This window comes from Klebsiella sp. R445, from assembly GCF_051131755.1.
Classification (GTDB): Bacteria; Pseudomonadota; Gammaproteobacteria; order Enterobacterales; family Enterobacteriaceae; genus Klebsiella; species Klebsiella lignicola.
Genome location: NZ_CP180446.1, coordinates 2,022,225 through 2,047,486 on the forward strand (window position 1 = coordinate 2,022,225; position 25,262 = coordinate 2,047,486).

The 25,262-nt window shown below is 57.0% G+C and carries 20 protein-coding genes; 5 read left to right on the top strand and 15 right to left on the bottom strand.

The window, feature by feature from the left end:
• Positions 1–12: 12 nt before the first annotated feature.
• The 7 genes from ACMYSN_RS09415 to queA all read right to left on the bottom strand — a co-directional run bounded on the left by ACMYSN_RS09415 (position 13) and on the right by queA (position 7,455).
• Positions 13–378: a VOC family protein gene (locus ACMYSN_RS09415; protein WP_123755666.1), complete on the bottom strand. Its 366-nt coding sequence runs from the start codon at positions 376–378 to the stop codon at positions 13–15.
• 101 nt (positions 379–479) lie between these two features.
• Positions 480–1,877 (bottom strand): M24 family metallopeptidase, encoded by a 1,398-nt coding sequence (locus ACMYSN_RS09420; RefSeq protein ID WP_462497809.1) that lies wholly within the window; start codon positions 1,875–1,877, stop codon positions 480–482.
• A gap of 115 nt (positions 1,878–1,992) precedes the next feature.
• A complete protein-coding gene (gene secF, locus ACMYSN_RS09425) occupies positions 1,993–2,964 on the bottom strand; it encodes a protein translocase subunit SecF (RefSeq protein ID WP_462497810.1) in 972 nt (323 codons plus the stop codon).
• Between the two features lie 10 nt (positions 2,965–2,974).
• The gene (gene secD, locus ACMYSN_RS09430) at positions 2,975–4,822 is read right to left on the bottom strand and encodes a protein translocase subunit SecD (protein ID WP_123755663.1); all 1,848 of its coding nucleotides are present in this window, start codon (positions 4,820–4,822) and stop codon (positions 2,975–2,977) included.
• A gap of 25 nt (positions 4,823–4,847) precedes the next feature.
• The gene (gene yajC / locus ACMYSN_RS09435; RefSeq protein ID WP_004133958.1) at positions 4,848–5,180 is read right to left on the bottom strand and encodes a preprotein translocase subunit YajC; all 333 of its coding nucleotides are present in this window, start codon (positions 5,178–5,180) and stop codon (positions 4,848–4,850) included.
• 22 nt (positions 5,181–5,202) lie between these two features.
• Positions 5,203–6,330 (bottom strand): tRNA guanosine(34) transglycosylase Tgt, encoded by a 1,128-nt coding sequence (tgt, locus tag ACMYSN_RS09440; protein WP_123755662.1) that lies wholly within the window; start codon positions 6,328–6,330, stop codon positions 5,203–5,205.
• A gap of 54 nt (positions 6,331–6,384) precedes the next feature.
• Entirely contained in the window at positions 6,385–7,455 is a 1,071-nt protein-coding gene (gene queA / locus ACMYSN_RS09445) for a tRNA preQ1(34) S-adenosylmethionine ribosyltransferase-isomerase QueA (protein ID WP_123755661.1), read from the bottom strand.
• Positions 7,456–7,612: 157 nt separating this feature from the next.
• On the opposite strand from queA, the gene acpH reads away from it, so the two are divergent.
• Both acpH and ACMYSN_RS09455 read left to right on the top strand, forming a co-directional pair.
• A complete protein-coding gene (gene acpH, locus ACMYSN_RS09450) occupies positions 7,613–8,194 on the top strand; it encodes an acyl carrier protein phosphodiesterase (RefSeq protein ID WP_462497811.1) in 582 nt (193 codons plus the stop codon).
• 182 nt (positions 8,195–8,376) lie between these two features.
• Positions 8,377–8,979, top strand: coding sequence for a peroxiredoxin (locus tag ACMYSN_RS09455; protein WP_004858569.1), 603 nt, complete (start codon positions 8,377–8,379; stop codon positions 8,977–8,979).
• An 85-nt stretch (positions 8,980–9,064) separates the two neighbouring features.
• Here the strand turns inward: ACMYSN_RS09455 and ACMYSN_RS09460 are convergent, their stop codons facing one another.
• The 3 genes from ACMYSN_RS09460 to ACMYSN_RS09470 all read right to left on the bottom strand — a co-directional run bounded on the left by ACMYSN_RS09460 (position 9,065) and on the right by ACMYSN_RS09470 (position 12,281).
• Complete coding sequence (locus ACMYSN_RS09460) at positions 9,065–10,933, bottom strand: amidohydrolase (RefSeq protein WP_462497812.1); 1,869 nt, start codon at positions 10,931–10,933, stop codon at positions 9,065–9,067.
• Between the two features lie 24 nt (positions 10,934–10,957).
• Entirely contained in the window at positions 10,958–11,503 is a 546-nt protein-coding gene (locus ACMYSN_RS09465) for an antibiotic biosynthesis monooxygenase (RefSeq protein ID WP_123755658.1), read from the bottom strand.
• 136 nt (positions 11,504–11,639) lie between these two features.
• A complete protein-coding gene (locus tag ACMYSN_RS09470) occupies positions 11,640–12,281 on the bottom strand; it encodes a hydrolase (RefSeq protein ID WP_032689277.1) in 642 nt (213 codons plus the stop codon).
• Between the two features lie 282 nt (positions 12,282–12,563).
• Between ACMYSN_RS09470 and ACMYSN_RS09475 the strand changes: the two genes are divergently transcribed.
• Complete coding sequence (locus ACMYSN_RS09475) at positions 12,564–13,466, top strand: LysR family transcriptional regulator (RefSeq protein ID WP_462497813.1); 903 nt, start codon at positions 12,564–12,566, stop codon at positions 13,464–13,466.
• Here the strand turns inward: ACMYSN_RS09475 and malZ are convergent.
• The 5 genes from malZ to phoB all read right to left on the bottom strand — a co-directional run bounded on the left by malZ (position 13,457) and on the right by phoB (position 20,666).
• Positions 13,457–15,280, bottom strand: a complete 1,824-nt coding sequence (gene malZ / locus ACMYSN_RS09480; RefSeq protein WP_462497814.1) for an alpha-glycosidase — start codon at positions 15,278–15,280, stop codon at positions 13,457–13,459. The genes ACMYSN_RS09475 and malZ overlap by 10 nt on opposite strands.
• 149 nt (positions 15,281–15,429) lie before the next feature.
• Complete coding sequence (proY, locus tag ACMYSN_RS09485; RefSeq protein WP_123755656.1) at positions 15,430–16,803, bottom strand: proline-specific permease ProY; 1,374 nt, start codon at positions 16,801–16,803, stop codon at positions 15,430–15,432.
• A gap of 123 nt (positions 16,804–16,926) precedes the next feature.
• The gene (gene brnQ, locus ACMYSN_RS09490) at positions 16,927–18,246 is read right to left on the bottom strand and encodes a branched-chain amino acid transporter carrier protein BrnQ (protein WP_123755655.1); all 1,320 of its coding nucleotides are present in this window, start codon (positions 18,244–18,246) and stop codon (positions 16,927–16,929) included.
• A gap of 413 nt (positions 18,247–18,659) precedes the next feature.
• On the bottom strand, positions 18,660–19,955 hold the full coding sequence (gene phoR, locus ACMYSN_RS09495) for a two-component system sensor histidine kinase PhoR (protein WP_462497815.1): 1,296 nt from the start codon (positions 19,953–19,955) through the stop codon (positions 18,660–18,662).
• Between the two features lie 21 nt (positions 19,956–19,976).
• A complete protein-coding gene (gene phoB, locus ACMYSN_RS09500; RefSeq protein ID WP_123755653.1) occupies positions 19,977–20,666 on the bottom strand; it encodes a phosphate response regulator transcription factor PhoB in 690 nt (229 codons plus the stop codon).
• 211 nt (positions 20,667–20,877) lie between these two features.
• On the opposite strand from phoB, the gene sbcD reads away from it, so the two are divergent.
• On the top strand, positions 20,878–22,080 hold the full coding sequence (sbcD, locus tag ACMYSN_RS09505; protein WP_462497816.1) for an exonuclease SbcCD subunit D: 1,203 nt from the start codon (positions 20,878–20,880) through the stop codon (positions 22,078–22,080).
• On the top strand, positions 22,077–25,211 hold the full coding sequence (gene sbcC / locus ACMYSN_RS09510; protein WP_462497817.1) for an exonuclease subunit SbcC: 3,135 nt from the start codon (positions 22,077–22,079) through the stop codon (positions 25,209–25,211). Before sbcD ends, sbcC begins: the two co-directional genes overlap by 4 nt.
• The last annotated feature ends 51 nt before the right edge of the window (positions 25,212–25,262 follow it).

Below are 25,262 nucleotides of genomic sequence, written 5' to 3' on the forward strand. Positions count from 1 at the left end.
GCGTTATCTCATTTATGCTGGTTGATGCAGGCCAATCCGGTTGCCTTCACTGTCGATAAACAGGGCAATCGTCCCGATGTCGTCCGCCAGCTGCAGCGGACCAAAAACGCAGCGCCCTCCCGCAGAGCTCACCCGGTCGAGCGTCGCCGTCAGATTGTCTGTATGCAGATAGATAATGCAGCCCTGATCGGCGGGTTTAACACCGTCAAACTTTGCCAGCGCGCCGCCGGGAGCCGGATCCTGATAAGGGAATACGGCCAGTTGAGCGCAATCCATATTTTCCCGCTTCAGCGTTACCTGCATCACCGGTTCGTAAAACGCCACGGCACGATCCATGTCGGCGACCGGAATTTCAAACCAGTTAATTACGTTGTTCATACATCCTCCTGTCCATTGTGTAGGTTCAAGAGGAGTGTATGCCAGGCCTCCTGACAGCATACTGTCAGGAGTGTTTAACGACTTTCTACACCACCAACGTTCTACAGCGGCGAGGCGGTACACACCAGCGCGCGGGTGTGATCCAGCAGCCACGGGCGCAAATAGCCGACGGTATTGGAAAATGGCAGCACTTCTTCCGGCAGGTCTATCCCTAACTGCTGGCGGATCCAGGCGCGCCGGGTGACAATTCGCTGCCACAGCTGCGGCCAATCCTGCGCCAGTGCGTCGCGCAGCGCCTTATCGGCCACCGCCACGGTGTCTTCGATGCTGGCGCCGGCATAGCCCGCCCGTGAGGGAATAATATCGATTTGCAGCAGCATACCGCTGCGGATGCAGGCGTTGGAATCAGGCCCGATAGGTGAGCACAGCCACTCTTCGTCCGCCACCAGATGCCCAGGGTTCAGATGCCAGTGATATTCCGCCTTTGGCAGTACACTCTCGATCAGCGCGTACATCTCGCCGCCGCGCATCCCGATACGTAAATTCTCCAGCCAGCAGACCACCGCCTTGAAATAGGGCTTCGCCACCACCTCAAGATAGTCCTCCACCTCCGGCGCCAGCTCGGCGGCATCGCTCACCACGTAGGCGGCGCGGCTGCTTAACCCACCTTTGTAACTGGTGGTCAGCGAGAATTTATCGCCACACTGGATAGTCTTATCGCCTGGATAGAGGTTGGCATGGGCGAAGCGATCGCCGGTGGCGGTAATCATCACCACGGTGTTGGGCTGCCCTTGCGCCGCCAGCAGCGCGCCGATCTGCTTTTCGGTTTTACCGGGGGCAATGGCATTAAGCGCGGTCAGAACCGCCGTCGATGCGAGGTTCGCGCCATATTCATAATGGGCCAGTTCATTGGCGTTATTGACCGTTCTTACCCCGCTGTCCGGGGCGATAAAAATACCCGTGGCATTGCGCAGGAGCGCCTGCGGCCCTGCGGCCTGGCGAATGGCGTCGACGATAAACGCAGGCAGGTCGAACATCTGCGCCCGGTCGTCGGCATCGCCGGTAAACAGCTTCCAGCCCGCCAGCCCCAGCGTTTTCCCCGCCACGATCCCCGCATCCTGCAGCAGTTGCGGCAGGCTTTTTTCCGTGGTCATCGGCTGGTTCGGCAATGAGAACCACGGAGCGTGGATCACCCGGTTCTCCAGCCGGGCAAAAGCCGCCAGCTTGAGGTTTTCGTTACCCAGCACCAGCACCGCCTCCCCCTCGCGATGTAGCACCAGCAGCGCCTCTTCAAACCGCGGGATAAACCCGGTGAGATACTCAAAGTTGCCGCCGTGCTCTTTATCGGCATAGATGACCAGGGTGTCATACCCGTCGCGGGCCATCTGCGCAAGCACGTTGGCTTTGCGCTGACGCAAGGTGTCATCGCTGAGAGTGACGGAAGGCAGGTCGTGCCAGAGGGTTGGCGGGGCGACAGTGGAAAGGGCTATCGTGGCCATGGGCGTATCTCCATCTCATTAAACACAATGCAAGGAGAGTAGCGAAATTCGGAGACCCTGTAATAAAAAAATCCCAGCCTTGCGACCGGGATTGCGTTCTCAGAACCGTTCTGACTTACGGCAGAATGGACGGCTGATCCGCACCTTCTTTCTCGACTTTCTGCTGCAGCATATGCTCGCGCTTCATGCCCAGCTTCAGCGCCAGTGCCGACGCCACGTAGATAGAAGAAGCTGTACCGATGGAGACACCGATCAGCATGGTCAGCGAGAAGCCTTCCAGTACCGGGCCGCCAAAGAGGAACAGCATCAGGATAACCATCAAGGTGGTCCCTGAGGTGATCAAGGTACGATGCAGCGTCTGCGTCAACGACACGTTAAAGATCTCATACGGCGTACCGCGGCGGATCTTACGGAAGTTTTCACGGATACGGTCCGATACCACGATGCTGTCGTTCAGCGAGTAGCCGATAACCGACATCAGTGACGCGACGATGGTCAGATCGATCTCGATATGGAACAGCGACAGGATGCCCATCGTAATGACCACATCGTGCGCCAGGGCGATAACAACCCCGGCAGCAAGACGCCACTCAAAGCGGAAACCAACATAGACCAGGATACAGATCAAGGCGGCCAGCAGCGCCATTGCGCCGCTTTGTGCCAGGTCTGCCCCGACGCTCGGCCCCACGAATTCAATTCGTTTGACGGTTGCGTTCTGACTGGTCGATTCGTTAATCACATTAACGACCTTGCTGCCCAGCTCCTGGCTGACGTTGGTATCATGTACCGGCGGCATACGTACCATGATGTCACGGCTGCTACCGAAGTTCTGCAGCTGCGGCTCTTCGAAGCCCGCCTTCTGCAGCGCCAGACGCATCTGGTCCATATCGGCAGGTTTTTCGAGGGTAATTTCAATCACCGTACCACCGGTGAAATCCAGACCCCAGTTAAACCCGCGCACGCCCATCACGACAATGGCGGCAATCAGCAGAAAACCGGAGATGCCGAAAGCCCAGTAGTCCCAGCGCATAAAGTCATAGACTTTACGGCCGTGGTTCAATTGTTCAACAGTATATTCCTGTGCCACAACGCACTCCTCAGATAGACAGCTTTTTAACGCGCTTGCCGCCGTACAGCAGGTTCACGATGGCACGGGTGCCGACGATAGCGGTAAACATCGAGGTTGCAACACCGATACCGGTCGTAATCGCAAACCCTTTAATTGCACCGGTACCGACCGCGTACAGGATGATAACTTTGATCAAGGTCGTAATGTTCGCATCGAAGATAGAGCTGAATGCGCCCTTATAACCTTCGTCAATCGCCTGCTGAACAGAACGTCCGTTGCTCAACTCTTCTTTAATACGCTCGTTAATCAGTACGTTAGCATCGACCGCTACCGCAAGGGTTAGTACGATACCCGCAATCCCCGGCATACTCAGCGTTGCCCCTGGGAGCAGGGACATGATACCGACGATCAGCACCAGGTTAGCCACCAGTGCGGAGGTCGCGATCAGACCGAATTTCTTGTAGAAGAAAATCATGAACAGGATAGAGACCACCAGACCGGCCAGACATGCTTCCAGACCCTGTTTGATGTTCTGCATACCCAGTGTTGGGCCGATGGTACGTTCTTCAACGATCTGAATCGGCGCAATCAACGCACCGGCACGCAGCAGCAGAGACAGCTGACGCGCTTCGTTCGGGTTGCTGATACCGGTAATACGGAAGCTGTTGCCCAGGCGGGACTGGATGTTGGCGATGTTAATCACCTCTTCCTGCTTCACCAGAACCGCACGACCGTTAGCATCTTTCTTACCGCTGTCTTTGTACTCCACAAACAGGGTCGCCATCGGCTTACCGATGTTGTCCTTGGTGAAGTTAGACATGATGTTGCCACCAGCGCTATCCAGCGAGATGTTAACCTGCGGCTGATTGTACTCATCCATGCTGGAAGTGGAGTCGGTGATATGGTCACCGGTCAGAATCACACGCTTGTACAGCACAACCGGCCGACCTTCACGGGTGTCTTTCACTTCGGAGTCACCAGGGACGCGGCCTGAAGCGGCAGCAGCACTGTCGACGTTGCTGTTAACCAGACGGAATTCCAGGGTCGCGGTCGCGCCAAGAATTTCTTTCGCACGCGCGGTATCCTGAATACCCGGCAGTTCAACCACGATACGGTCGGCGCCCTGACGCTGTACCAGCGGCTCGGCAACACCCAGTTGGTTTACACGGTTACGCAGAATGTTGATGTTCTGCTGCACGGCATATTCGCGAGCTTCTTTCAGGCGTTCATCGGTCATCACGGCTTTCAGGCCGGTAGTGCCCTGAGTGGAGATAACCAGATCGCGGTGACGCGGGCTCAACCAGGAGATAGCCTGGTCGCGTGCTGCGCTATCGCGAAACGCAATGCTCAGACCAAAATTGTCTTCCTTACGCACGGTGGAGTAAGGGATGCCTTTTTCACGCAGTTCGCTGCGCAGGCTGTCGATATTTTGTTCCTGCAGTTTACCCAGCGCGGTGTCCATATCCACTTCCATCAGGAAGTGCACGCCGCCACGCAGGTCAAGACCCAGCTTCATTGGCTCGGCATGAATAGCCGCCAGCCAGCGAGGGGTCGCCGGTGCAAGGTTCAGTGCCACGACGTATTTATCACCCAATACGCCCATCAGCACTTCACGTGCACGTAACTGGACGTCGGTGGTGTCGAAGCGCGCAAGAATAGTGCCCTCTTCCAGCGCCACAGACTTAGCGGTAATTTTTTCTTCTTGTAACGATTTCTGGACCTGGATCAGCGTTTGCTCACTGGCGGCGACACCGCGCACGCCAGTGATTTGAACGGCCGGATCCTCACCATACAGGTTGGGGAGTGCATACATCAGGCCGACGATAATAACGACGACCAGCATGATGTACTTCCACAAAGGATAACGGTTTAACACGGCAGTTCCCTTAGGGAAAAGTGGATTACAGTGCTTTCATAGTGCCTTTCGGCAGAACGGCAGCTACGAAGTCACGTTTGATAACCACTTCGGTGGTATCGTTCAGCGCGATAGCAATGTATCCGCTTTCCGCAACTTTAGTGACGCGACCGACCAGACCACCATTCGTCAGCACTTCATCGCCTTTCGCGATGGAGCTCATCAGGTTTTTATGTTCCTTGGTACGCTTCTGCTGTGGGCGCAGGATCATGAAGTAGAAAATCAGACCAAACACCACCAGCATCAGGATCAGAGACATCGGGCTACCCTGCGCCGCGCCACCGGTTGCTGCTACCGCATCAGAAATAAAAAAGCTCATTCAAATTCCCTCATTATTAAAATTAATCAACGTTCACAGGAGGAACAGGTCGTCCCTGACGTTGGTAAAAATCGGTCACGAAGCTCTCTAATTTACCCTCTTCAATAGCCTTACGTAAACCAGCCATTAAGCGCTGATAGTAGCGAAGGTTATGAATGGTATTGAGGCGCGCGCCCAATATTTCGTTGCAACGATCAAGATGATGCAAGTAAGCGCGTGAATAATTGCGACATGTATAGCAATCACACTCCGCATCCAGCGGCGCAGTGTCGCTTTTGTGCTTCGCATTACGAATCTTCACCACGCCGTCGGTAACAAACAGATGGCCGTTACGCGCGTTACGCGTCGGCATCACGCAGTCGAACATATCGATACCGCGGCGTACCCCTTCAACCAGATCTTCGGGCTTCCCGACGCCCATCAGATAGCGTGGTTTGTCGGTCGGAATCTGCGGGCAAACGTGCTCCAGAATACGGTGCATGTCTGCTTTCGGCTCGCCGACAGCCAGGCCGCCGACAGCGTAGCCATCAAAGCCGATGTCTACCAGACCTTTAATGGATATATCGCGTAAATCTTCGTAAACGCTTCCCTGAATAATGCCGAACAGCGCATTTTTGTTGCCCAGGCTATCGAAACGGTCACGGCTACGCTGCGCCCAGCGCAGAGACATTTCCATCGAACGTTTAGCATAGTCCCAGTCCGCCGGGTACGGCGTACATTCGTCGAAGATCATCACGATATCGGAGCCGAGATCGTATTGAATCTCCATCGATTTTTCCGGGTCGAGGAAAATCGGATCGCCGTTAATCGGGTTACGGAAGTGGACGCCCTGCTCGGTGATCTTACGAATATCGCCGAGGCTGAAGACCTGGAAACCGCCGGAATCGGTCAGGATTGGCCCTTTCCACTGCATGAAATCATGCAGATCGCCGTGCAGCTTCATGATTTCCTGGCCCGGACGCAGCCACAGGTGGAACGTGTTGCCGAGGATAATTTGTGCGCCGGTGGCTTCAACTTCTTCCGGCGTCATCCCTTTGACGGTGCCGTAAGTCCCAACGGGCATAAAGGCTGGCGTTTCAACTACGCCACGATCAAATACCAGGCGGCCGCGGCGAGCGCGTCCGTCGGTCGTATCCAGTTCAAATTTCATTTTCACTCCTGCGTCAGAAAAACAGTCTGACGTTAAACACTCATGTCGCGGAGGTTATTCCCCGACACGCTCAAAAATAGCCTGCGGATTGTACGTGATAAACATCGCGTCACCGTAGCTAAAAAAGCGATATTTTTGTTCTACCGCAGCCTTGTAGGCATTCATAGTATGCTGGTAACCGGCAAAGGCCGAAACCAACATAATCAGAGTCGATTCAGGGAGATGGAAGTTGGTCACCAGCGCATCAACCGCTTTATATTGATATCCCTGATAGATAAAGATCTGCGTATCACCGAAGAAAGGTTCAATCAGGTCGTTTTTCGCCGCCTGTGCCGCGCTCTCCAGCGAGCGCACGGAGGTCGTGCCCACCGCGATAACGCGATTACCGCGTGCTTTCGCTGCCAGCACCGCGTCGACCACCTCTTGCGGCACTTCGGCATACTCGGAGTGCATAATATGGTCTTCGATGGTATCCACGCGCACCGGCTGGAAGGTTCCGGCGCCGACGTGCAGCGTCACAAACGCCATTTCGATACCTTTGGCACGCAGCTTATCCAACATCGCATCGTCAAAGTGCAGGCCAGCGGTCGGTGCGGCCACTGCCCCTGGTTTGGTGCTATAGACGGTTTGATACAGCTCGCGGTCGGCGTCTTCGTCCGGGCGGTCGATATACGGCGGCAGCGGCATATGGCCGATGCTGTTCAGGATATCCAGTACCGGGCGCTCGTCGTTAAACTCGACTTCAAACAGCGCATCGTGACGCGCCACCATGGTGGCATGAATGCTTTCATCGTCGCCCAGCAGCAGCTCCGCTCCCGGCTTCGGCGCTTTAGAGGCGCGAATATGGGCCAGAATGCGTTTGTCGTCGAGCATCCGCTCAACCAGGACTTCAATCTTGCCGCCGCTGACTTTACGGCCAAACAGGCGCGCCGGGATCACCCGGGTATTGTTGAACACCAGCAGATCGCCTGGGTTCAGCTTGTCGAGGAGATCGGTGAAGATGCCATGCGTCAGCGCGCCCGTCGGTCCGTCTAACGACAGCAGGCGACAGCTACTGCGCTCCGGCTGTGGGTAGTGGGCAATCAGGGATTCGGGTAGTTCAAAGGAAAAATCAGTAACGCGCATGACGGTGGCTCGGCCTAAATAAAGAGGCGGGTAGTCTAGTGCCGGGGCGTGTTCCCTGCAACCTTTACCCCTCAGGAGAGATGTAATACTCTACGTCATTGATGAGGCGAGTCACGTTGAAGCCAACGCACCTGCAACCTGAAGAATAACGAGTATTATGAATTTTCTCGCACACCTGCATTTAGCTCATCTCGCCAACAGTTCACTTCCCGGCAACCTTCTGGCTGATTTCGTTCGCGGCAACCCGCAGGCGGACTACCCGGCCGATATCGTCGACGGCATCTTTATGCATCGCCGCATCGATGTCATGACCGACAATCTGGCAGAGGTCAAAGCGGCGCGAGAGTGGTTCCGTCCCGAAACGCGCCGTGTCGCGCCGATTACGCTGGACGTCATGTGGGACCATTTTCTGTCGCACCACTGGGCGCAAATTTCGCCCGACTTTCCGCTCAGTGAATTTGTGCGCTATGCCGAGGAGCAGGTAACGCCGGTGTTGCCCGATTCTCCGCCGCGCTTCGTCAATCTCAATGACTATTTATGGTCGGAACGCTGGCTGGAACGCTATAAAGACATGGACTTTATTCAGCGCGTCCTCAACGGTATGGCCAGCCGTCGGCCCCGTCTTGATGCCCTGCGCGACTCCTGGCAGGACCTGGATACCCACTACGAAAAGCTGGAGCAGCAGTTTTGGCAGTTTTATCCGCGCATGATGGCCCAGGCGACCCGCCGGGAACTGTAACGAGCACGATAAAAGATTGCGCTTTCTCACAGAAAAGCTATTCTGAACCTCGTTTTCTGATACATATTGATAGGCTGAACCTATCTCATTGATTGTCAGCGTCACGTTGAGTTCGCACAAGCCAGTCCCTATACTTGCCCCCGTTGCGTACCAATTAACCTTACTATTAACAGGAGAATCATATGGTTCTGGTCACTCGTCAGGCTCCGGATTTTACCGCAGCAGCAGTTTTAGGTAACGGCGAAATCGTTGAGAAATTCAACTTCAAACAGCACACCAACGGTAAAGCGACCGTACTGTTCTTCTGGCCGATGGACTTCACCTTCGTATGCCCGTCAGAGCTGATCGCTTTTGACAAACGTTACGAAGAGTTCCAGAAACGCGGCGTTGAAGTCGTTGGCGTCTCCTTCGACTCCGAATTCGTTCACAACGCATGGCGTAACACCCCGGTTGACCAGGGCGGTATTGGCCCGGTTAAATACGCGATGGTTGCTGACATCAAACGTGAAATCCAGAAAGCTTACGGTATCGAGCATCCGGACGAAGGCGTTGCACTGCGTGGTTCCTTCCTGATCGACGCAAACGGCGTTGTTCGTCACCAGGTGGTTAACGACCTGCCGCTGGGCCGTAACATCGACGAAATGCTGCGCATGGTTGACGCGCTGCAGTTCCACGAAGAGCACGGTGAAGTTTGCCCGGCACAGTGGGAAAAAGGAAAAGAAGGTATGGCTGCATCTCCGGAAGGCGTTGCAAAATACCTGACCGAGAACGTCTCCAGCCTGTAATCGGCTCGCGTTTAAAAAAAGGCTCGCATCTGCGAGCCTTTTTTGATCCCGCGGCCTGGGACACCCGCCGCGGGTTATCCGCAAATCAAAACGCGAAGCAGGAACAGCCCAGCACGCCCCAGAATGCCCGATCGTCGGAGACCGGGATCGACGACTTGCGGGCGATATCATGCTGGTGACCATGCACGCCACAGCTGCCGCAGCACTGGTGCATCTGCACGATTGCTCCGATTTTCGCCGCCGCAGGCGGTGCGGAACGATAGTGGCCCGGTACCTTAACCACTGGCGACCAGTCCGGCACCACCGGAATCGGCGGCGGCGCTAGCGGCGAGAAGTGTCCGGCAGCGTAAACCACTTTGCCGTCGACAACCGTCAGCACCGACTCGATGCCTTTGATTTCCTCTTCCGGCACGCTGAAATAGTCTTTTGACAGCACCACCAGGTCCGCCAGTTGGCCGTTCTCAATGCGCCCTTTTTTACCCTGCTCGCTGGAGAACCAGGCGCTGCCCGCCGTCCACAATTCCAGCGCCACGTCGCGCGGCAGACGGTTACTCTCGTCATACATCGTCATGCCGCCCACGGTGCGCCCGGAGACCAGCCAGTAGAGCGCAGTCCACGGGTTGTAACTCGCCACCCGCGTCGCATCTGTTCCCAGCCCAACCGGCACCTCCAGTTCCAGCATTTTCGCCACCGGCGGGGTATGTTTCACCGCATCTTTACCATAGCGGTCGACAAAATATTCCCCCTGGAATGCCATCCTGTGTTGTACCGCGATCCCGCCGCCCAGCGCCTTCACGCGTTCAATATTCCGCTCGGTGATGGTTTCGGCATGGTCGAAGAACCAGTGCAGACCGTTAAACGGAATATCGCGGTTTACCTTCTCGAAAACGTTGAGCATCCGGCTGATCGACTCATCGTAGGTGGCATGCAGGCGGAACGGCCAGCGATGCTCCACCAGATGACGTACCACACGTTCCAGTTCGTCTTCCATCCCTTCAGGCAGATCCGGACGCGGCTGCAGGAAATCTTCAAAGTCCGCCGCCGAGAACACCAGCATTTCGCCGGCGCCGTTAGCGCGGAAGAAGTCGGTCCCCTGTCCCGGTTTCAGCATATCGGTCCAGCGCTCGAAATCGCCCAGCTCTTGTTTAGGGCGCTGGGTAAACAGGTTATAGGCAATGCGCACGGTCATCTGATCTTGCGCATGCAGCTGTTCAATAATTTGATAGTCTTCCGGGTAGTTCTGGAAACCGCCCCCGGCGTCAATGGCGCTGGTCAGGCCAAGCCGGTTCAGCTCGCGCATAAACTGGCGCGTCGAGTTAACCTGCATCTCCAGCGGCAGCTTCGGTCCTTTGGCTAGCGTGGCGTACAGGATCATGGCGTTCGGTTTGGCGATCAGCATCCCGGTGGGGTTGCCACGGCTGTCGCGCACGATTTCCCCCCCGGCCGGATCCGGCGTCTCTTTGGTATAGCCCACCGCCTTCAGAGCAGCGCGGTTCAGCAGCGCGCGATCGTAGAGGTGCAGCACAAAGACCGGGGTATCCGGCGCCGCCTCGTTTAACTCTTCGAGGGTCGGCATCCGCCGTTCGGCAAACTGGAACTCGCTCCAGCCGCCGACCACGCGAACCCACTGCGGTGACGGCGTGCGATCGGCCTGATCTTTGAGCATCCGCAGTGCATCCGCCAGTGACGGAACGCCTTCCCAACGCAGCTCAAGGTTATAGTTCAGCCCGCCGCGGATCAGATGCAGGTGGGAATCGTTGAGACCCGGGATCACCGTATGGCCCTGCAGATCGACGATCTGCGTCCCTTCAGCAGCAAAGCTCATGATCCGATCTCGGCTGCCGGTGGCCAGGATCTTGCCGTCGGCGATGGCGATTGCCTCGGTCAACGGGTTGTTTTGATCGAGAGTATGGATGCGACCATTTGTCAGGATCAGTGTGGCAGTTTGCGACATAACGCTCTCCTCCAGGCGTCTGGCTCAGTTTTTCTTTAACCAGCCAGCAAACAGACGGGTCACGATGGGCATCCAGAACCAGACCACCAGCGCGACCACACAGGCATCATTTATTAAATGCAGCAACAAGCTCCCCCGCATCGAGGGAAGCAACATCCCGGTCAGCCAGGGCACCAGATTAGTACTGGGGAAAATCACCAGCAGCGTGATCAGGAACTGCTTCCAGCGCAGCGGCTGGCGCACGTTGGTGACGGGTGGGGTAAACCAGAACGCCGGTTCGGTACGGATTTCCGTGCGATCGCCTTCATTGAGCAGCGGCGCGATTTCCGCCACCAGCTCGTGACGTGTTGATGACTGCGTCCAGGCGTAGAGATGTTCGATGGTGTCAAAACGAATAATGACGCTCCAGAGATTCTGCCCGGGAGTCGGACGAATCACGTTAGCGCCAAGATGGCCTGGAAACTCCGCCGCGATGGGCATAATTTTACCGAGCCACTGTTCATAGCGTTCCCCATGCTCGGGGTCGAGCATATGGCTTATCACCAGGGTCACCGATTTCTGCTGCGTCATTACCGGGCTCCTTGCTGCAGGCGAATCGCGGATGGCCCCGCCATTCGCCGTGAATGACAATACACAAAATCATTCATGCTGCGTCGAAGCGGGCAAACGAAGCCAACCAGCGGGCAGCATGAAGGAGGACGCGTATTTAGGCTTTACGTTCCGGTGCGCCGTGCACCATGGTATAGGCATAATCCACGCCCATGCCGTAAGCACCGCTGTGTTCGCGAACCAGATCCATCACCGCATCGTAGGTCTCTTTGCGTGACCAGTCGCGCTGGTACTCAAGCAGAACCTGCTGCCAGGTCACCGGTACTGCGCCAGCCTGCACCATCCGATCGATAGAGCGCTCATGGGCATCCACGGAGGTCCCGCCGGAGGTGTCGGTGACCACGTAAACTTCGAAGCCTTCTTCCAGCGCCATCAGCGCCGGGAAGGTCAGGCACACTTCGGTCCACAGCGCGGAGATAATCAATTTCTTGCGACCCGTCGCTTTCACTGCTTTAACAAAAGCGGCATCTTCCCAGGAGTTCATCGATGTACGTTCAATCGGTTTAACCTGCGGATGGACTGCCAGTAATTCCGGCCAGATATAGCCACTGAAACTTTTGGTTTCCACGGAGGTATAAATCACCGGGACATTAAAAATCTTGCCGGCTTTGGCCAGGGCAACGGTATTATTTTTAAGTGTCTGACGGTCAATATTGGCAACACCAAAAGACATCTGCGGTTGATGGTCAATAAAGATAAGGGCGGAGTTGGTTGGGTCGATCAGTTCCCGAATAGACATGAATACCTTCTTAATCAATTAGTTGAAGAGATATTGCAAACACTGTTGTGGGTCGGATCGTGACGGATAAAGCATGCTGAGTATAGTCAGTAATTTCTAACGAGTTATTAAAGAAATTCACTGTACCATTTCGAAAATAAGAAAGTATGAAACAACAATGTTAATGAATGACAATCGCGATATTTATCAAAAAATTACGCGAAAGGATTCTAAATTATTCACTGGCATTGAATGTCGGGTTCGGTAAAACTGAGTCACCTTATTTTTTCCGGTAACTCACTGATGCGCTTAAACCTTGATGTGCTGCTCATTCTCGATGCTTTAGAAACCCATGGCTCGTTCGCCACCGCCGCAGAATCACTCCATAAAACCCCAGCGGCCCTGAGCTATATGATCCAAAAGCTGGAAAGCGATCTGGATATCACCCTGCTGGATCGCAGCGGTCACCGGGCAAAATTTACCGATACCGGAAGAATGGTGCTGGAGAAGGGACGGCTGTTGATCAATGCCGCGAAAGATCTGGAAAAACAGGCCAAACAGCTGAGTGCCGGCTGGGAACGGGATCTGGCGATCGCCCTCGATGCCTCTTTCCCCTTTGAACGCCTGCTGCCGTTGATCGACGCCTTTTACGCGCAAAATCAGCAGACACGGCTCAACTTTACCCACCATACGCTAGCCGGATCCTGGGAAGAGCTGACGCGCAACGGCGCCGATATAATCCTCGGCGCCATTAACGAACCGCCGACTTCAGCCGAATGGTCATGGAAAATGGCCGGTACGCTGGACAACGTCTTTGTCGTTGCCGCCAACCATCCGCTGGCCTCCACCACGCAGCCGCTCAGCAACAAACAACTCAGCCTGCATCGGGCGGTGGTGATTAGCGACAGCGCCCGCTATTGCCAGCCGCTGAACAGCAACCTGCTCACCGAGCAGCTTCAGATTCGCGTCGACGATTTCGCCAGTAAAGTGGCGCTGCTGCGGGCCGGCGTGGGCTGCGGCTTTCTGCCCCGCCATATCGCTCAGCCGTGGCTGGAGAGTGGCGAGCTGCTTGAGAAATCCGTCATCTCCTGCCGCGAAAAAGACCTGGCCTATATTGCCTGGCGCAGCGATAACGACGGACTGGCCCAACGCTGGTGGCGCGAGGCCCTTCTCCACGAATCGTTCCTGAGTCAGCTTTACGCCTGACGGCTGAACCACACGCTGGCAGAGATCGCAGGTAGTGCCAGCACCCCGTCGTGCAGCGCACCATCACCCTCTTTCAGCAGCCACTCCTCGACGTTCAGAAGCGGCGAATCCTCGACCACCACCTCGCAGGCCTCGCCCCGGTTGATGGCAATCAGCACCCGCTGCTGCTTGTAGACGCGGGCAAACACCACCACGTTCTCCTCGGCATAAACCACCTGGCAGCCGCCGTAGCGCAACGCCTGGCTGGCTTTACGCAGCTTCGCTACCCGCTTATACAGCCCCAGCAGCGCGGTATCCTGCAGCGCCGGGTCCCACGGGAAGGGTTTGCGGCAGAACGGATCGTTATTGCCGTCGACGCCCACTTCGTCGCCGTAGTAAATGCACGGTACCCCCGGCCAGCAGAACAGCCACACGACCGCCAGCGGCAGGCGAGCAACATCTTTCCCCAGCAGTGACTTAAATCGCGCGGTATCGTGGCTATCCAACTGGTTAAACATCCGCAGCTGCTGCTGATGCGACAGCCCGGCGCGATAGTTCTCCATCCAGGCAATGCAGGTTTGCGCATCGATTTTTTGCGGATCGTACGAGATATCGGTATTGGCAAGGAAGCCCCACAGCGGGAAGGTAAACCCGCGATAGTTCATCGCCGCATCTTCGGCATCGGCCTGCAACCACTGGCGAGCATCACCAAAATGTTCACCAAAAACAAAAGCCTCTGGCTGCTCCTGCTTTGCCGCCTGGGTAATGCCGGCGATATGTTTCAGGTTATTCCGCGCGCCGCCGCCTTCTCCCAGCATATGCACCACGTCCAGCCGCCAGCCGTCCATGCTCCACGGCGCTTTCAGCCAGTGGCGCACAATGCTGTCTTCCCCGGCATAGATTTCATTCACCAGGCTCTCGGAGCGGTAGTCCAGCTTAGGCAGGCTGGCGTAGCCCAGCCAGTTATGCGCTTCGCCTTCCTCAGAGATCGTAAACCAGTCACGCCACGGCGAATCCGCATGATGGCAGGCGCCGCCGCTCCCGCGCTGATGGCGGTCGAACCAGCCGTGGGAATCCCCGGAATGGTTAAACACGCCGTCGAGGATCAGGCGCATCCCTTCCCGTTGCGTATTGTGGCGCAGACGCAGTAGCGCGGCATCGCCGCCAAACTGCGGGTCGACGCGACGATAATCTTCGGTATCGTATTTATGCACGCTCGGCGCAACAAACACCGGGTTCAGATACAGCGCGGTAACGCCAAGCTGCTTGAGATACGGCAGCTTCTCACTGATGCCATCAAGATCGCCGCCATAAAACGTTGACCCACCCGCCTCACCGGTGAGCGGTTCATCCCACGCTTTCTGCACGATATCGTGCCCGGCGGCGTGGTGGTGATAGACCTGATCCTGCTCCGCTTCCCGCGGCTCGCTGCGGGCAAAACGGTCCGGGAAGATTTGATAAAACACCTGATCGGCGACCCACTGCGGGCCGCTGTCCGGCAGGTCAACGGCAAACTGCTCCAGCCGCGCCGGCGGGAAAGACTGCAATCCCTGCGGGGTGAACCAGCGCTGACGATCCGCCCACAACAGTTTAAAGCTATAGCGTCGACGCGGCTGCCCGCTGGCAAGATTGATCTCGCCTCGCCACGCGACTACGCCCGGATGCGGTTCTTGCCGCAGCCGGTGCATAGGCAGCGACAGCTCCTCATTATCTTCTTCTGCGCGCAGCGTGACCCGCTGCGGCAGGTCATCGCCGCTCAACCATAAAGTGATAAAGAGTCGTTCCTGTTGCTCTTTGATAAAGGGAGCTACAGGCAGGTGCCATGCCTTCAACATCGTCGTTCCTCTTTGTTCAGAATAGGCACACCTTGCCATAGCGCACAGGCGTATGACTCATCATCGCAGGAATTATTAGGGGAGGATAATGGGGGCGGAGAGTGTGCCTGCCGGACAGCATCTGGCTATCCGGCAGGCGAAGGACGAGCTTATTGTGCCTGTGCCAGGCGGCGGTCGCGGCGGGTTTTGAACGTCCAGCCCACCAGCAGCAGCGCAATCCACGCAAAACCAACGTACAGCGAGATGCGGGTTTCCGGGTGATAGCCAATCAGCGCAATGATAAACACCAGGAACACCAGCCCTACGGCCGTGGTGGTGACGCCGCCAGGGACTTTAAACTTCAGCGCTTTCGCCTCTTCAGGCGGCAGGCGACGGCGGAAGGCAATCTGCGACAGCAGGATCATAATCCACACCCAGACGGTCGCGAAGGTCGCCAGCGACGCAATCACCAGGAAGACGTTTTCCGGCATGATGTAGTTCAGATAAACCGCAAACAGCAGCGCCACGGTCATCACCAGCACCGTCACCCACGGGATACCGCGGCGTGAGGTTTTCGCGAAAAACTTCGGCGCGCTGCCCTGCTCCGCCATCCCGTGCAGCATCCGGCCAACGCCGAAGACATCGCTGTTAATCGCCGACAGCGAGGCGGTCAGAACCACGAAGTTGAGGATGCTGGCAGCAAAGGCAATGCCCATATGCTGGAAGGTCAGCACGAACGGGCTGCCGTTGGTCCCGACCTGGTTCCACGGGTAAATGGACATGATCACAAACAGCGTGCCCACATAGAACACCAGAATACGCATCGGCACGGAGTTAATCGCCCGCGGGATGGATTTCTCCGGGTCTTTGGCTTCACCGGCAGTAATACCGATGATCTCAATCCCGCCGTAGGCGAACATCACCATCTGCAGCGACATCACCATTCCCAGCCAGCCGTTGCTGAAGAAGCCGCCGTTGCTCCACAGATTATGGATGCCGGTGGGCTGTCCCCCGTTACCAATACCCCAGATAATGATGCCGAAACCGGCAATAATCATGATGATGATGGTGGCAACTTTAAAGAACGAGAACCAGAACTCCAGCTCGCCGAACACCTTGACGCTCATCAGGTTAACCGCGCAGATGATCAGCACCACGCTCAGCACCCAAATCCAGTGCGGCACCGTCGGGAACCACACTCCCATATAGATGCCGAAAGCCGTCACGTCGGCAATCGCCACGATCAGGATTTCAAAACAATAGGTCCAGCCGGTGATATAGCCCGCCAGCGGGCCAAGATAGTCCTGCGCATAGCGTGAAAATGAGCTGGCGGCCGGGTTATGCACCGACATCTCACCGAGGGCGCGCATGATGATATACGCCGCTACGCCACCGATAATATAGGCCAGCAGCACGCTCGGGCCGGCCATTTTAATGGCATCCGCCGAACCGTAGAACAGGCCGGTACCAATGGCCGAACCCAGTGCCATAAAGCGAATATGCCGGGTACTTAGCCCGCGCTTAAGTTTGTTGTTACTTTCCATCGTATTCCATGCCGTTTTTCTCTTCGGGCCTTCGCGGGGGCAAAAACCAAAAGGGGATGACTTAAAAAACAAAAAACCACGGGACCCGAAGTCCCGTGGCTTAACACTGCTTAAAAACGCCGGTTAGTGTGCGCTGGAAGTCACCTGACGCCCAACCGTACGGTCCCAGATAACTGCCAGAACCACCATCACCGCGGTTGGCATTAACCAGGCCAGGCCCTGTTCCGCCATCGGCAGACGTGCGGTCCAGGCCGGCAGCATATCCGCAATCGCCGACGATTTAATGCCGTCAATGATACCAAACATCAGGCTGATAAACATGGCCGGCGCAATAACGCGGGTCGAATTATGCCACCAGTTGCGGGTAAAGCTTAATACCACAAGTGCGATACACGGCGGATAGATGGCCGTCAGCACCGGAATCGAAATCTGAATCAGATGGCTCAGACCGAGGTTGGAGATCGCCATCGAGAACAGGCCGAGGATAAACACCAGCGTGCGATAGGATAATGGCAGATACTGCGCGAAAAACTCGGCACAGGCGCAGGTCAGGCCAACCGCAGTGACCAGACAGGCGATAAAAATCAGCGCCGCCAGCATGAAGCTGCCCGCCCCACCAAAGGTGTGCTGGACGTAAGCATGGAGGATCGCCGCGCCGTTAGCGGACTGATCCACCAGGGTCGCGCTATCGGAACCGAGACGGAACAGCGCCAGATACAGCAGCGTCAGGCCAACACCGGCCATTAATCCGGCCCACACGGTGTAACGGGTCAGCAGGCGCGCTTCGCTGACGCCACGAGAACGCGCGGCGTTAACAATCACGATACCGAAGACCATCGCGCCAAGGGTATCCATCGTCAGATAGCCGTTGACGAAACCGTTGGAGAATGAGGCGGTACGATACGCTTCCATCGCGTCGCTGATCGGGCCTGCCGGCCAGACAATCGCCGCCACGGAAAGAATAATCAGGGCAACGATTTTCAGCGGGGCCAGGAAGTTGCCCACCGTATCGAGCAGCTTGCCCGGATACAGCGAAACCAGAATCACCAGCGCAAAATAGATCACGCTATAAATCAGCAGCGGCAGCGGGCCGTCGCCGGTCAGTGGCGCAATGCCGACTTCAAAGGAGACCGTGGCGGTACGCGGCGTCGCGAACAGTGGGCCAACGGCCAGATAGCACACGACCGCCAGCAGAATACCGGCGACTTTGCCGATCGGCGTGCTCAGGCTTTCAACACCACCGCCGACTTTTGCCAGCGCCACGACCGTAAGCACCGGAAGACCCACCGCCGTAATCAGGAAGCCAATTGCTGCGGTCCAGACGTGTTCGCCAGCCTGTAAACCGACCATCGGAGGGAAGATAATGTTGCCGGCGCCAACAAACAACGCGAAGGTCATAAAGCCCAACGCAATGATGTCGCGTGATTTTAACTGATGGGTCATAAATTCATTACTGCCTGTGGATGTGGTGTTATTAACAAACGGAAATACCGTGCTTTTCCCTGGGGGATGATACAGCGGCGATTGCCGGCAAACTCAGCGAGATATGCTCCCGAAGCGGCGTGGGAAAGAATTGTTTTTTGAATTACCACGCAAAAACAGTCTGTCTGCGACTGTATGGGGGGCAATTTAAACGCTTATAACGTTTTAATGCAAGGAGGGATCGTGAAAGCAGATGATTATGCTAACTCTATATTCTCAACCAAAACTATTCACCATATTGAGAGAAAACCCATGGCTAATCATGCGAACAAAAAAGCAGCAGGCGTTCATTAATTACGCGGCGAAAAAGTGACTGCAAATGAAAATGACCAGCCGGAGCTGGTCATTGGCAAGTAATGCTGACAGACAGGCGGTCAGGCGCTTTTTTTGGCAATTAAACGTTCCGGGAGCAGGAAGCTAAACCGCGTCCCCTTGCCCAGGGTACTCTCAATTTCCAGTCGGCTGTCGTGATGATTAACCGCATGTTTGACGATAGCCAGCCCCAGGCCACTGCCGCCGGTCTGGCGCGAACGGGCTTTATCAACGCGATAAAACCGCTCGGTCAGGCGCGGAATATGCTCCGGCGCAATACCGGGGCCGTTATCCTCGACGCTAAACAGCGCGCCATGCGGTGCCCGCAGCCAACTGACGGAGATCTCCGTCCCGGCAGGGGTATGGTTAATGGCGTTATACACCAGGTTGGATATCGCGCTGCGCAGCTGCTCTTCATTGCCGAGCACCTGCAGGCTGTCATCCACCGTGAAATGCAGGGTGTGCTTCTGCTGGCTAAGGGTCTGCGCTTCGCGCTCCACCACCCGCAGCATCATCGGCACGTCAATTTTGTCATTCATCGCCAGGGTTGGTGCGGCTTCAATGCGCGACAGGGTTAACAGCTGTTTGACCAGTCCTTCCATGCGCTGAGTTTGCTCGCGCATGGTATGCAGCGCTTTCTCGCGCGTCATCCCTTCCAGCACCTGCTCCTGCATCATCTCCAGATAGCCCTGCAGCACCGTCAACGGCGTGCGCAGCTCATGGCTGACGTTAGCAAAAAAGTTGCGCCGCGCACCTTCGAGCTGGTGCATCTGCGTGACGTCGCGTGCCACCATCAGCCACTGTTTGTCGCTGTAGGGCATCACGCGGATCTCCAGATGGCGAGCCGTATTGAGCACCAGATTGAGAGGTTTGGAGAAGTCCCTGTTTTTGAGGTAGTTAGCAAATTCAGGGTAACGCAGAAGGTTGAGAATGTTTTGTCCGCTGTCGTCCGGCCAGCGCAGATTCAGGATCTGCTGCGCCAGACCATTACACCAGAAGATGGCGCCCTCCTCCGTCGTCAGCACCACCGCATCGGGCAATGACTCCGCCCCGCTACGAAAGCGTTTGATCAGACTGCCCAGCTCGCGTCGGCGCTTTTTATTACGCATCTGCATCTGGTGGAGGCCATACAGCAGCGGCTCCCAGCTGCCGCTACCCGGCGGCGGCGTCATGCTGCGGTCAACCCACAGCCACCATGACAGGCGCATAAGGTTCCAGAAATGCCATATCAGCAGGCCGGTCACCGCCGCCAGCAAAAACCACGGCAGATGACCAAAAATCGCCCCAAGGATCAGGGCCGGTATACAACATAAGAAAAGCTCAAGCGCCAGCCTTTTCCATGACAGCCGTTCCAGCACGGTTCACACTCCTGTCGATATTCAGAAACGAGCGGAGAAACGATACCCCGTGCCGCGAACCGTTTGTACCATCCGGTCATGGCCGCTAAGTTCCAGCGCTTTACGTAGACGACGAATGTGCACATCCACCGTTCGGTCTTCTACATACACGTTCGTACCCCAGACGTGATTCAGCAGCTGTTCGCGGCTGTACACGCGTTCCGGGTGGGTCATAAAGAAATGTAATAATTTAAATTCCGTTGGCCCCATGTCCAGCGGACTTTCACCGGTCATCACGCGATGCGAGGAAGGATCCAGGCTAAGGCCTTGCATTTCAATTACTTCTTCTACCGCCATCGGCGAAATTCGACGCATCACCGCTTTGATACGCGCCACCAGCTCTTTCGGTGAGAAAGGCTTGGTAATGTAATCGTCGGCCCCGGTTTCCAGGCCACGAACGCGGTCTTCTTCTTCGCCGCGTGCGGTCAGCATCACCACCGGAATATCCCGGGTCATCGCTTCGCGCTTCAGCTGTTTAATAAACTGCAGACCCGACCCGCCCGGTAGCATCCAGTCAAGGAGAATCAAATCAGGCCAGGGTTCATTGAGTTGATTCACCGCACTGTCATAATCTTCCGCCTCGACGGGCTGAAAGCCGTTTTGCTCCAGAACAAAGCAGACCATTTCGCGGATCGGTGCTTCATCTTCAACGACCAGAATTCTTCTCGCCATTATTTACCCTGTGTTTTTTAGCCATCAGTATAGAGTGCGGCGTCATTATGCGTCAGTTTTGTGACAGATTTATGAAAAAAATGACCGTCTGATGATCGGAGATTTCGAATGATGACAAGGAGTAACCGACAATCCGATTGCTGCTCGGGGAGGCAAGCTGAAGGATGAAGGGTATAATGCGCTCATGCTTTTTCGTCAGGAAAAAATCATTATGCGCATCATTCATACCTCTGACTGGCACCTGGGTCAGAATTTTTACAGTAAAAGCCGTGCCGTCGAACATTCGGCCTTTCTCGACTGGCTGCTGTCCAACGCCCAACAGCACGAGGTCGATGCCATCATTGTCGCCGGTGATATTTTTGATACCGGATCGCCCCCCAGCTACGCCCGCGAACTGTATAACCATTTTGTGGTGCAGCTTCAGCAGGCCGGCTGTCAGTTGGTAGTGCTGGCCGGCAACCATGACTCGGTCGCGACCCTGAATGAATCCCGCGACATCCTGGCCTTTTTGAAAACCACGGTGGTGGCCAATGCAGGCCATGCTCCCTTTATCCTGCCCCTGCGTGACGGCACCCCCGGGGCTGTTTTTTGCCCGGTGCCGTTCCTGCGCCCGCGCGAGCTGGTCACCAGCCAGGCGGGACACTCCAGCGGCGAGAAGCAACAACAGCTGTTAAGCGCTATCAGCGACTATTATCAACAGCAGTATCAGCAGGCCTGCGACCTGCGCGGCGACCGCCCGCTGCCGATTATTGCCAGCGGTCACCTGACCACCGTCGGCGCCAGTAAAAGTGATGCGGTACGCGATATCTATATCGGGACCCTGGAGGCGTTTCCTGCCAGCCATTTCCCGCCGGTTGATTATATTGCGCTCGGCCATATTCACCGGGCGCAGCTGGTCGGCGGCAACGAGCATATTCGCTACAGTGGCTCACCGATCTCCCTCAGCTTCGACGAAACGGGGAAAAGTAAAAGCGTCAATCTGGTGACCTTTACCGACGGCCATCTGACAGACGTGAGCCCGCTGACGGTACCGGTGACCCAGCCGCTGGCGGTCCTGAAAGGCGATTTCGCCAGCATCAGCGAACAGCTCACCCAGTGGCGGGACGCCCCAGCGGACCCCGTCACATGGCTGGATATTGAAATCACCAGCGACGAATATCTACATGATATTCAACGTAAAATTCAGGCCCAGACCGACGACCTGCCGGTGGAAGTGCTGCTGGTTCGCCGCAGCCGCGCCCAGCGCGAACGGATCCTCGCCGGAGAACGCCGCGAAACGCTCAGTGAATTACGCGTGGAAGAAGTGTTTGAACGCCGTCTGGCGCAGGAAACGCTGGAAGAGACGCAGCAGCAGCGCCTGAAGCAGCTGTTTAACGAAACGCTGTATAGCCTGCACGGTGAGGAGCACCTGTGAAAATTCTGAGCTTGCGCCTGAAGAATATCAACTCGCTGAAAGGCGAATGGAAAATCGACTTTACCGCTGAACCGTTCGCCAGCAACGGGTTGTTCGCTATCACCGGGCCGACCGGCGCCGGGAAAACCACCCTGCTGGACGCTATCTGCCTCGCGCTGTATCACGAAACCCCGCGCCTGAGCAGCGTCTCGCAATCGCAAAACGATCTGATGACCCGCGACACCGCCGAGTGCCTGGCGGAGGTGGAATTCGAGGTCAAAGGGACGGCCTACCGCGCTTTCTGGAGCCAGAACCGCGCCCGTAACCAGCCGGAAGGCAATCTGCAGGCCCCGCGCGTCGAGCTGGCCCGCTGCGACGATGGCCAGATCCTCGCCGACAAAGTCAAAGATAAGCTCGAGCTCACTGCCTCGCTCACCGGGCTGGATTATGGCCGTTTTACCCGCTCAATGCTGCTTTCTCAGGGGCAGTTCGCTGCCTTCCTCAACGCCAAACCTAAAGAGCGCGCGGAACTCCTGGAGGAACTGACCGGTACCGAAATCTACGGTCAGATCTCGGCCCAGGTGTTCGACAAGCATAAGCTTGCCCGCAGCGAGCTGGATAAACTGCAGGCGCAGGCCTCCGGCGTGCTGCTTCTGAGCACCGAACAGCAGCAGGCGCTGCAACAAAGTTTGCAAGCACTTACTGATGATGAAAATCAACAACTTAGCGAACAAACCCGCCTGCAAACTACCTTGCAGTGGCTGCTTCGCCAGCAGGAGCTGAGCGCGGAAGCCACCCAGGCCCAGCGTCAGCTACAGGAAGCGCAGCAGGCGCTGGAGCAGGCCCAGCCGCAGCTTTCCGCCTTGCTCAAATCCCAGCCGGCAGAACAGCTGCGCCCGCTGTGGAACCGCGAACAAGAGCAGACCAACGCGCTGGCGCACACCCGCCGTCAGGTGGAAGAAGTAAATACTCGCTTACATGGCCAGCTGCGGCTACGGGCGGGGATTCGCCTTGCCGCGAGTCAACAGCTGAGTCAGTTGCAGACCGCCCAGCACGCCCTCACGACCTGGCTGCAGGAACACGACCGCTACCGCCAGTGGGGAAATGCGCTGGCAGGCTGGCGGGAGGCGTTCGCACAGCAGGCCCGCGATGAACAGCAGCACGCTCAACTGCAGCAACGGCTGGCCGAAACCGATCGCACCCTGGCCGGGCTGCCCCCGACCACCCTGACGCTGGATTCCGGAGCGGTCAGCGCCAGTCTGGCACAGCACGCCGCCGCCCGCCCGCTACGCCAGCAGCTCTCTACGCTGCATAGCCGCCTGCTGCCGCTGCGCCAGCGCCAGCAGCAGTTGCAAACCGCCGGGCAGGCCCGCCAGCAGGAACAGGAAAAGCTGGAAACGGCGCTGGCCCAGCGCCGTCTGGCCTACAAAGAGAAAAACCAGCAGTTCAGCGATGTGAAGGCCATCTGCGAACTGGAAGCCCGTATTGCTGGCCTGGAAGAAGAACGCGCGCGCCTGCAGCCCGGCGCACCGTGCCCGCTCTGCGGATCCAGCGAGCATCCTGCCGTCGCGGAATACCGGGCGCTGGAGCCAGGCGTTAACCAGGCCCGCCGGGACAGCCTCGAGCGCGAGGTAAAACAGCTGGCTGAAGAAGGCGCCCAGCTGCGCGGTCAGCTGGAGGCATTGCTAAAACAACAGGTTAACGAGAAAGATGAGCTGGAATCCCTTCTCCAGCAGGAGCAAGCACTTACATCACAGTGGCAGAGCACCGTCAGCGCATTGCACTGTGAACTGCAGCCACAGGACGATATTCCCGGCTGGTTGGCGGCGCAGGAGGAGCATGAACAGCAGTTGTATCAGCATCAGCAGCGGCTGGCCTGCCAGGCGCAACAGCAGGCCTTCCAGCAGCAGTTGCAGCAGAGCCAACAGAGTCAGGAACAGCGCCGGGCGCAGCTGACAGCGGAACTGGCGCCTTTCGCACTCGATCTTCCTCAGGCCGATCGGGCGACGGGCTGGCTGGCGCAGCGGGAACAAGAGACCCGCGGCTGGCAGGAAAAACAGAACCAATCCGTCGCCCTTCAGGAGCAGCTTCAGCAGCTGACCCCCCTACTGGAAACCCTACCGGAGTCCGGCGAGGCCGCAGAACCGGCAGCGCTCACCGGCTGGCGCCAGGTCCATGACGATTGCCTGGCCCTGCAAAGCCAGTGGCAAACCCTGTGCCAGCAGGAGAGCCAGCAGCAGCAGGCGCTACTGGAGACGCTGAACCAGTTGGCCGCCGCATTAGCCAGCAGCCCGTTTGCCGACCGTCAGGCCTTCCTTGACGCCCTGCTCGACGCCGACACGCGCCAGCATCTGGAGCAGCGTAAGCAGGCGCTGGAAAGCGCCTTACAGCAGGCCAGCGCGCTGGCCCTGCGCGCCCGCGACGCACTGAATCAGCATCAACAACAACCGCCGGCAGAGGTCGACATCACCCAACCGCTGGAGCCGGTACAGGCTCGCCTGCAACAGCTGGCGCCGCTGCTGCGGGAGAATAGCGCGCGTCAGGGAGAAATTCGCCAGCAGCTGAAACAGAACACCGAGAATCAACAGCGCCAGCAGGCACTGCATCAGGAGATCGCGCTCGCCACCCAGCAGCTGGAAGACTGGGGATGGCTGAATACGCTGATCGGTTCAAAAGAGGGCGATAAATTCCGTAAATTCGCCCAGGGCTTAACCCTGGATAACCTGGTGTGGCTGGCGAACCACCAGCTTAATCGTCTGCACGGGCGCTATCAGTTACAGCGTAAGGCCAGCGAAGCGCTGGAGCTGGAGGTTGTGGATACCTGGCAGGCGGACGCCGTTCGCGACACCCGCACCCTTTCCGGCGGCGAAAGCTTCCTGGTCAGCCTCGCGCTGGCGCTGGCGCTCTCCGACCTGGTCAGCCACAAAACGCGGATTGACTCGCTGTTCCTCGATGAAGGGTTCGGCACCCTCGACAGCGAAACCCTCGATACCGCACTGGATGCGCTGGATGCCCTCAACGCCAGCGGAAAAATCATTGGCGTGATAAGCCACGTCGAAGCCATGAAGGAGCGGATCCCGGTGCAGATCAAGGTGAAGAAAATCAATGGACTGGGCTACAGCCGACTGGAAAAGGCCTTTGCCGTAGAGTAACGGCCTGGCGCCCTTCCCCGGCCCTGCAGTTGGCCGGGGAAGTCGCCTGTC

Coding starts and splice junctions, on each gene's coding strand:
- proY (WP_123755656.1), bottom strand. CDS start 16,803: ATGGAAAGTAACAACAAACTTAAGCGCGGGCTAAGTACCCGGCATATT.
- sbcD (WP_462497816.1), top strand. CDS start 20,878: ATGCGCATCATTCATACCTCTGACTGGCACCTGGGTCAGAATTTTTAC.
- ACMYSN_RS09470 (WP_032689277.1), bottom strand. CDS start 12,281: ATGTCTATTCGGGAACTGATCGACCCAACCAACTCCGCCCTTATCTTT.
- ACMYSN_RS09465 (WP_123755658.1), bottom strand. CDS start 11,503: ATGACGCAGCAGAAATCGGTGACCCTGGTGATAAGCCATATGCTCGAC.
- ACMYSN_RS09475 (WP_462497813.1), top strand. CDS start 12,564: ATGCGCTTAAACCTTGATGTGCTGCTCATTCTCGATGCTTTAGAAACC.
- yajC (WP_004133958.1), bottom strand. CDS start 5,180: ATGAGCTTTTTTATTTCTGATGCGGTAGCAGCAACCGGTGGCGCGGCG.
- tgt (WP_123755662.1), bottom strand. CDS start 6,330: ATGAAATTTGAACTGGATACGACCGACGGACGCGCTCGCCGCGGCCGC.
- ACMYSN_RS09420 (WP_462497809.1), bottom strand. CDS start 1,877: ATGGCCACGATAGCCCTTTCCACTGTCGCCCCGCCAACCCTCTGGCAC.
- phoB (WP_123755653.1), bottom strand. CDS start 20,666: ATGGCGAGAAGAATTCTGGTCGTTGAAGATGAAGCACCGATCCGCGAA.
- acpH (WP_462497811.1), top strand. CDS start 7,613: ATGAATTTTCTCGCACACCTGCATTTAGCTCATCTCGCCAACAGTTCA.
- brnQ (WP_123755655.1), bottom strand. CDS start 18,246: ATGACCCATCAGTTAAAATCACGCGACATCATTGCGTTGGGCTTTATG.
- ACMYSN_RS09415 (WP_123755666.1), bottom strand. CDS start 378: ATGAACAACGTAATTAACTGGTTTGAAATTCCGGTCGCCGACATGGAT.
- ACMYSN_RS09460 (WP_462497812.1), bottom strand. CDS start 10,933: ATGTCGCAAACTGCCACACTGATCCTGACAAATGGTCGCATCCATACT.
- ACMYSN_RS09455 (WP_004858569.1), top strand. CDS start 8,377: ATGGTTCTGGTCACTCGTCAGGCTCCGGATTTTACCGCAGCAGCAGTT.
- malZ (WP_462497814.1), bottom strand. CDS start 15,280: ATGTTGAAGGCATGGCACCTGCCTGTAGCTCCCTTTATCAAAGAGCAA.
- queA (WP_123755661.1), bottom strand. CDS start 7,455: ATGCGCGTTACTGATTTTTCCTTTGAACTACCCGAATCCCTGATTGCC.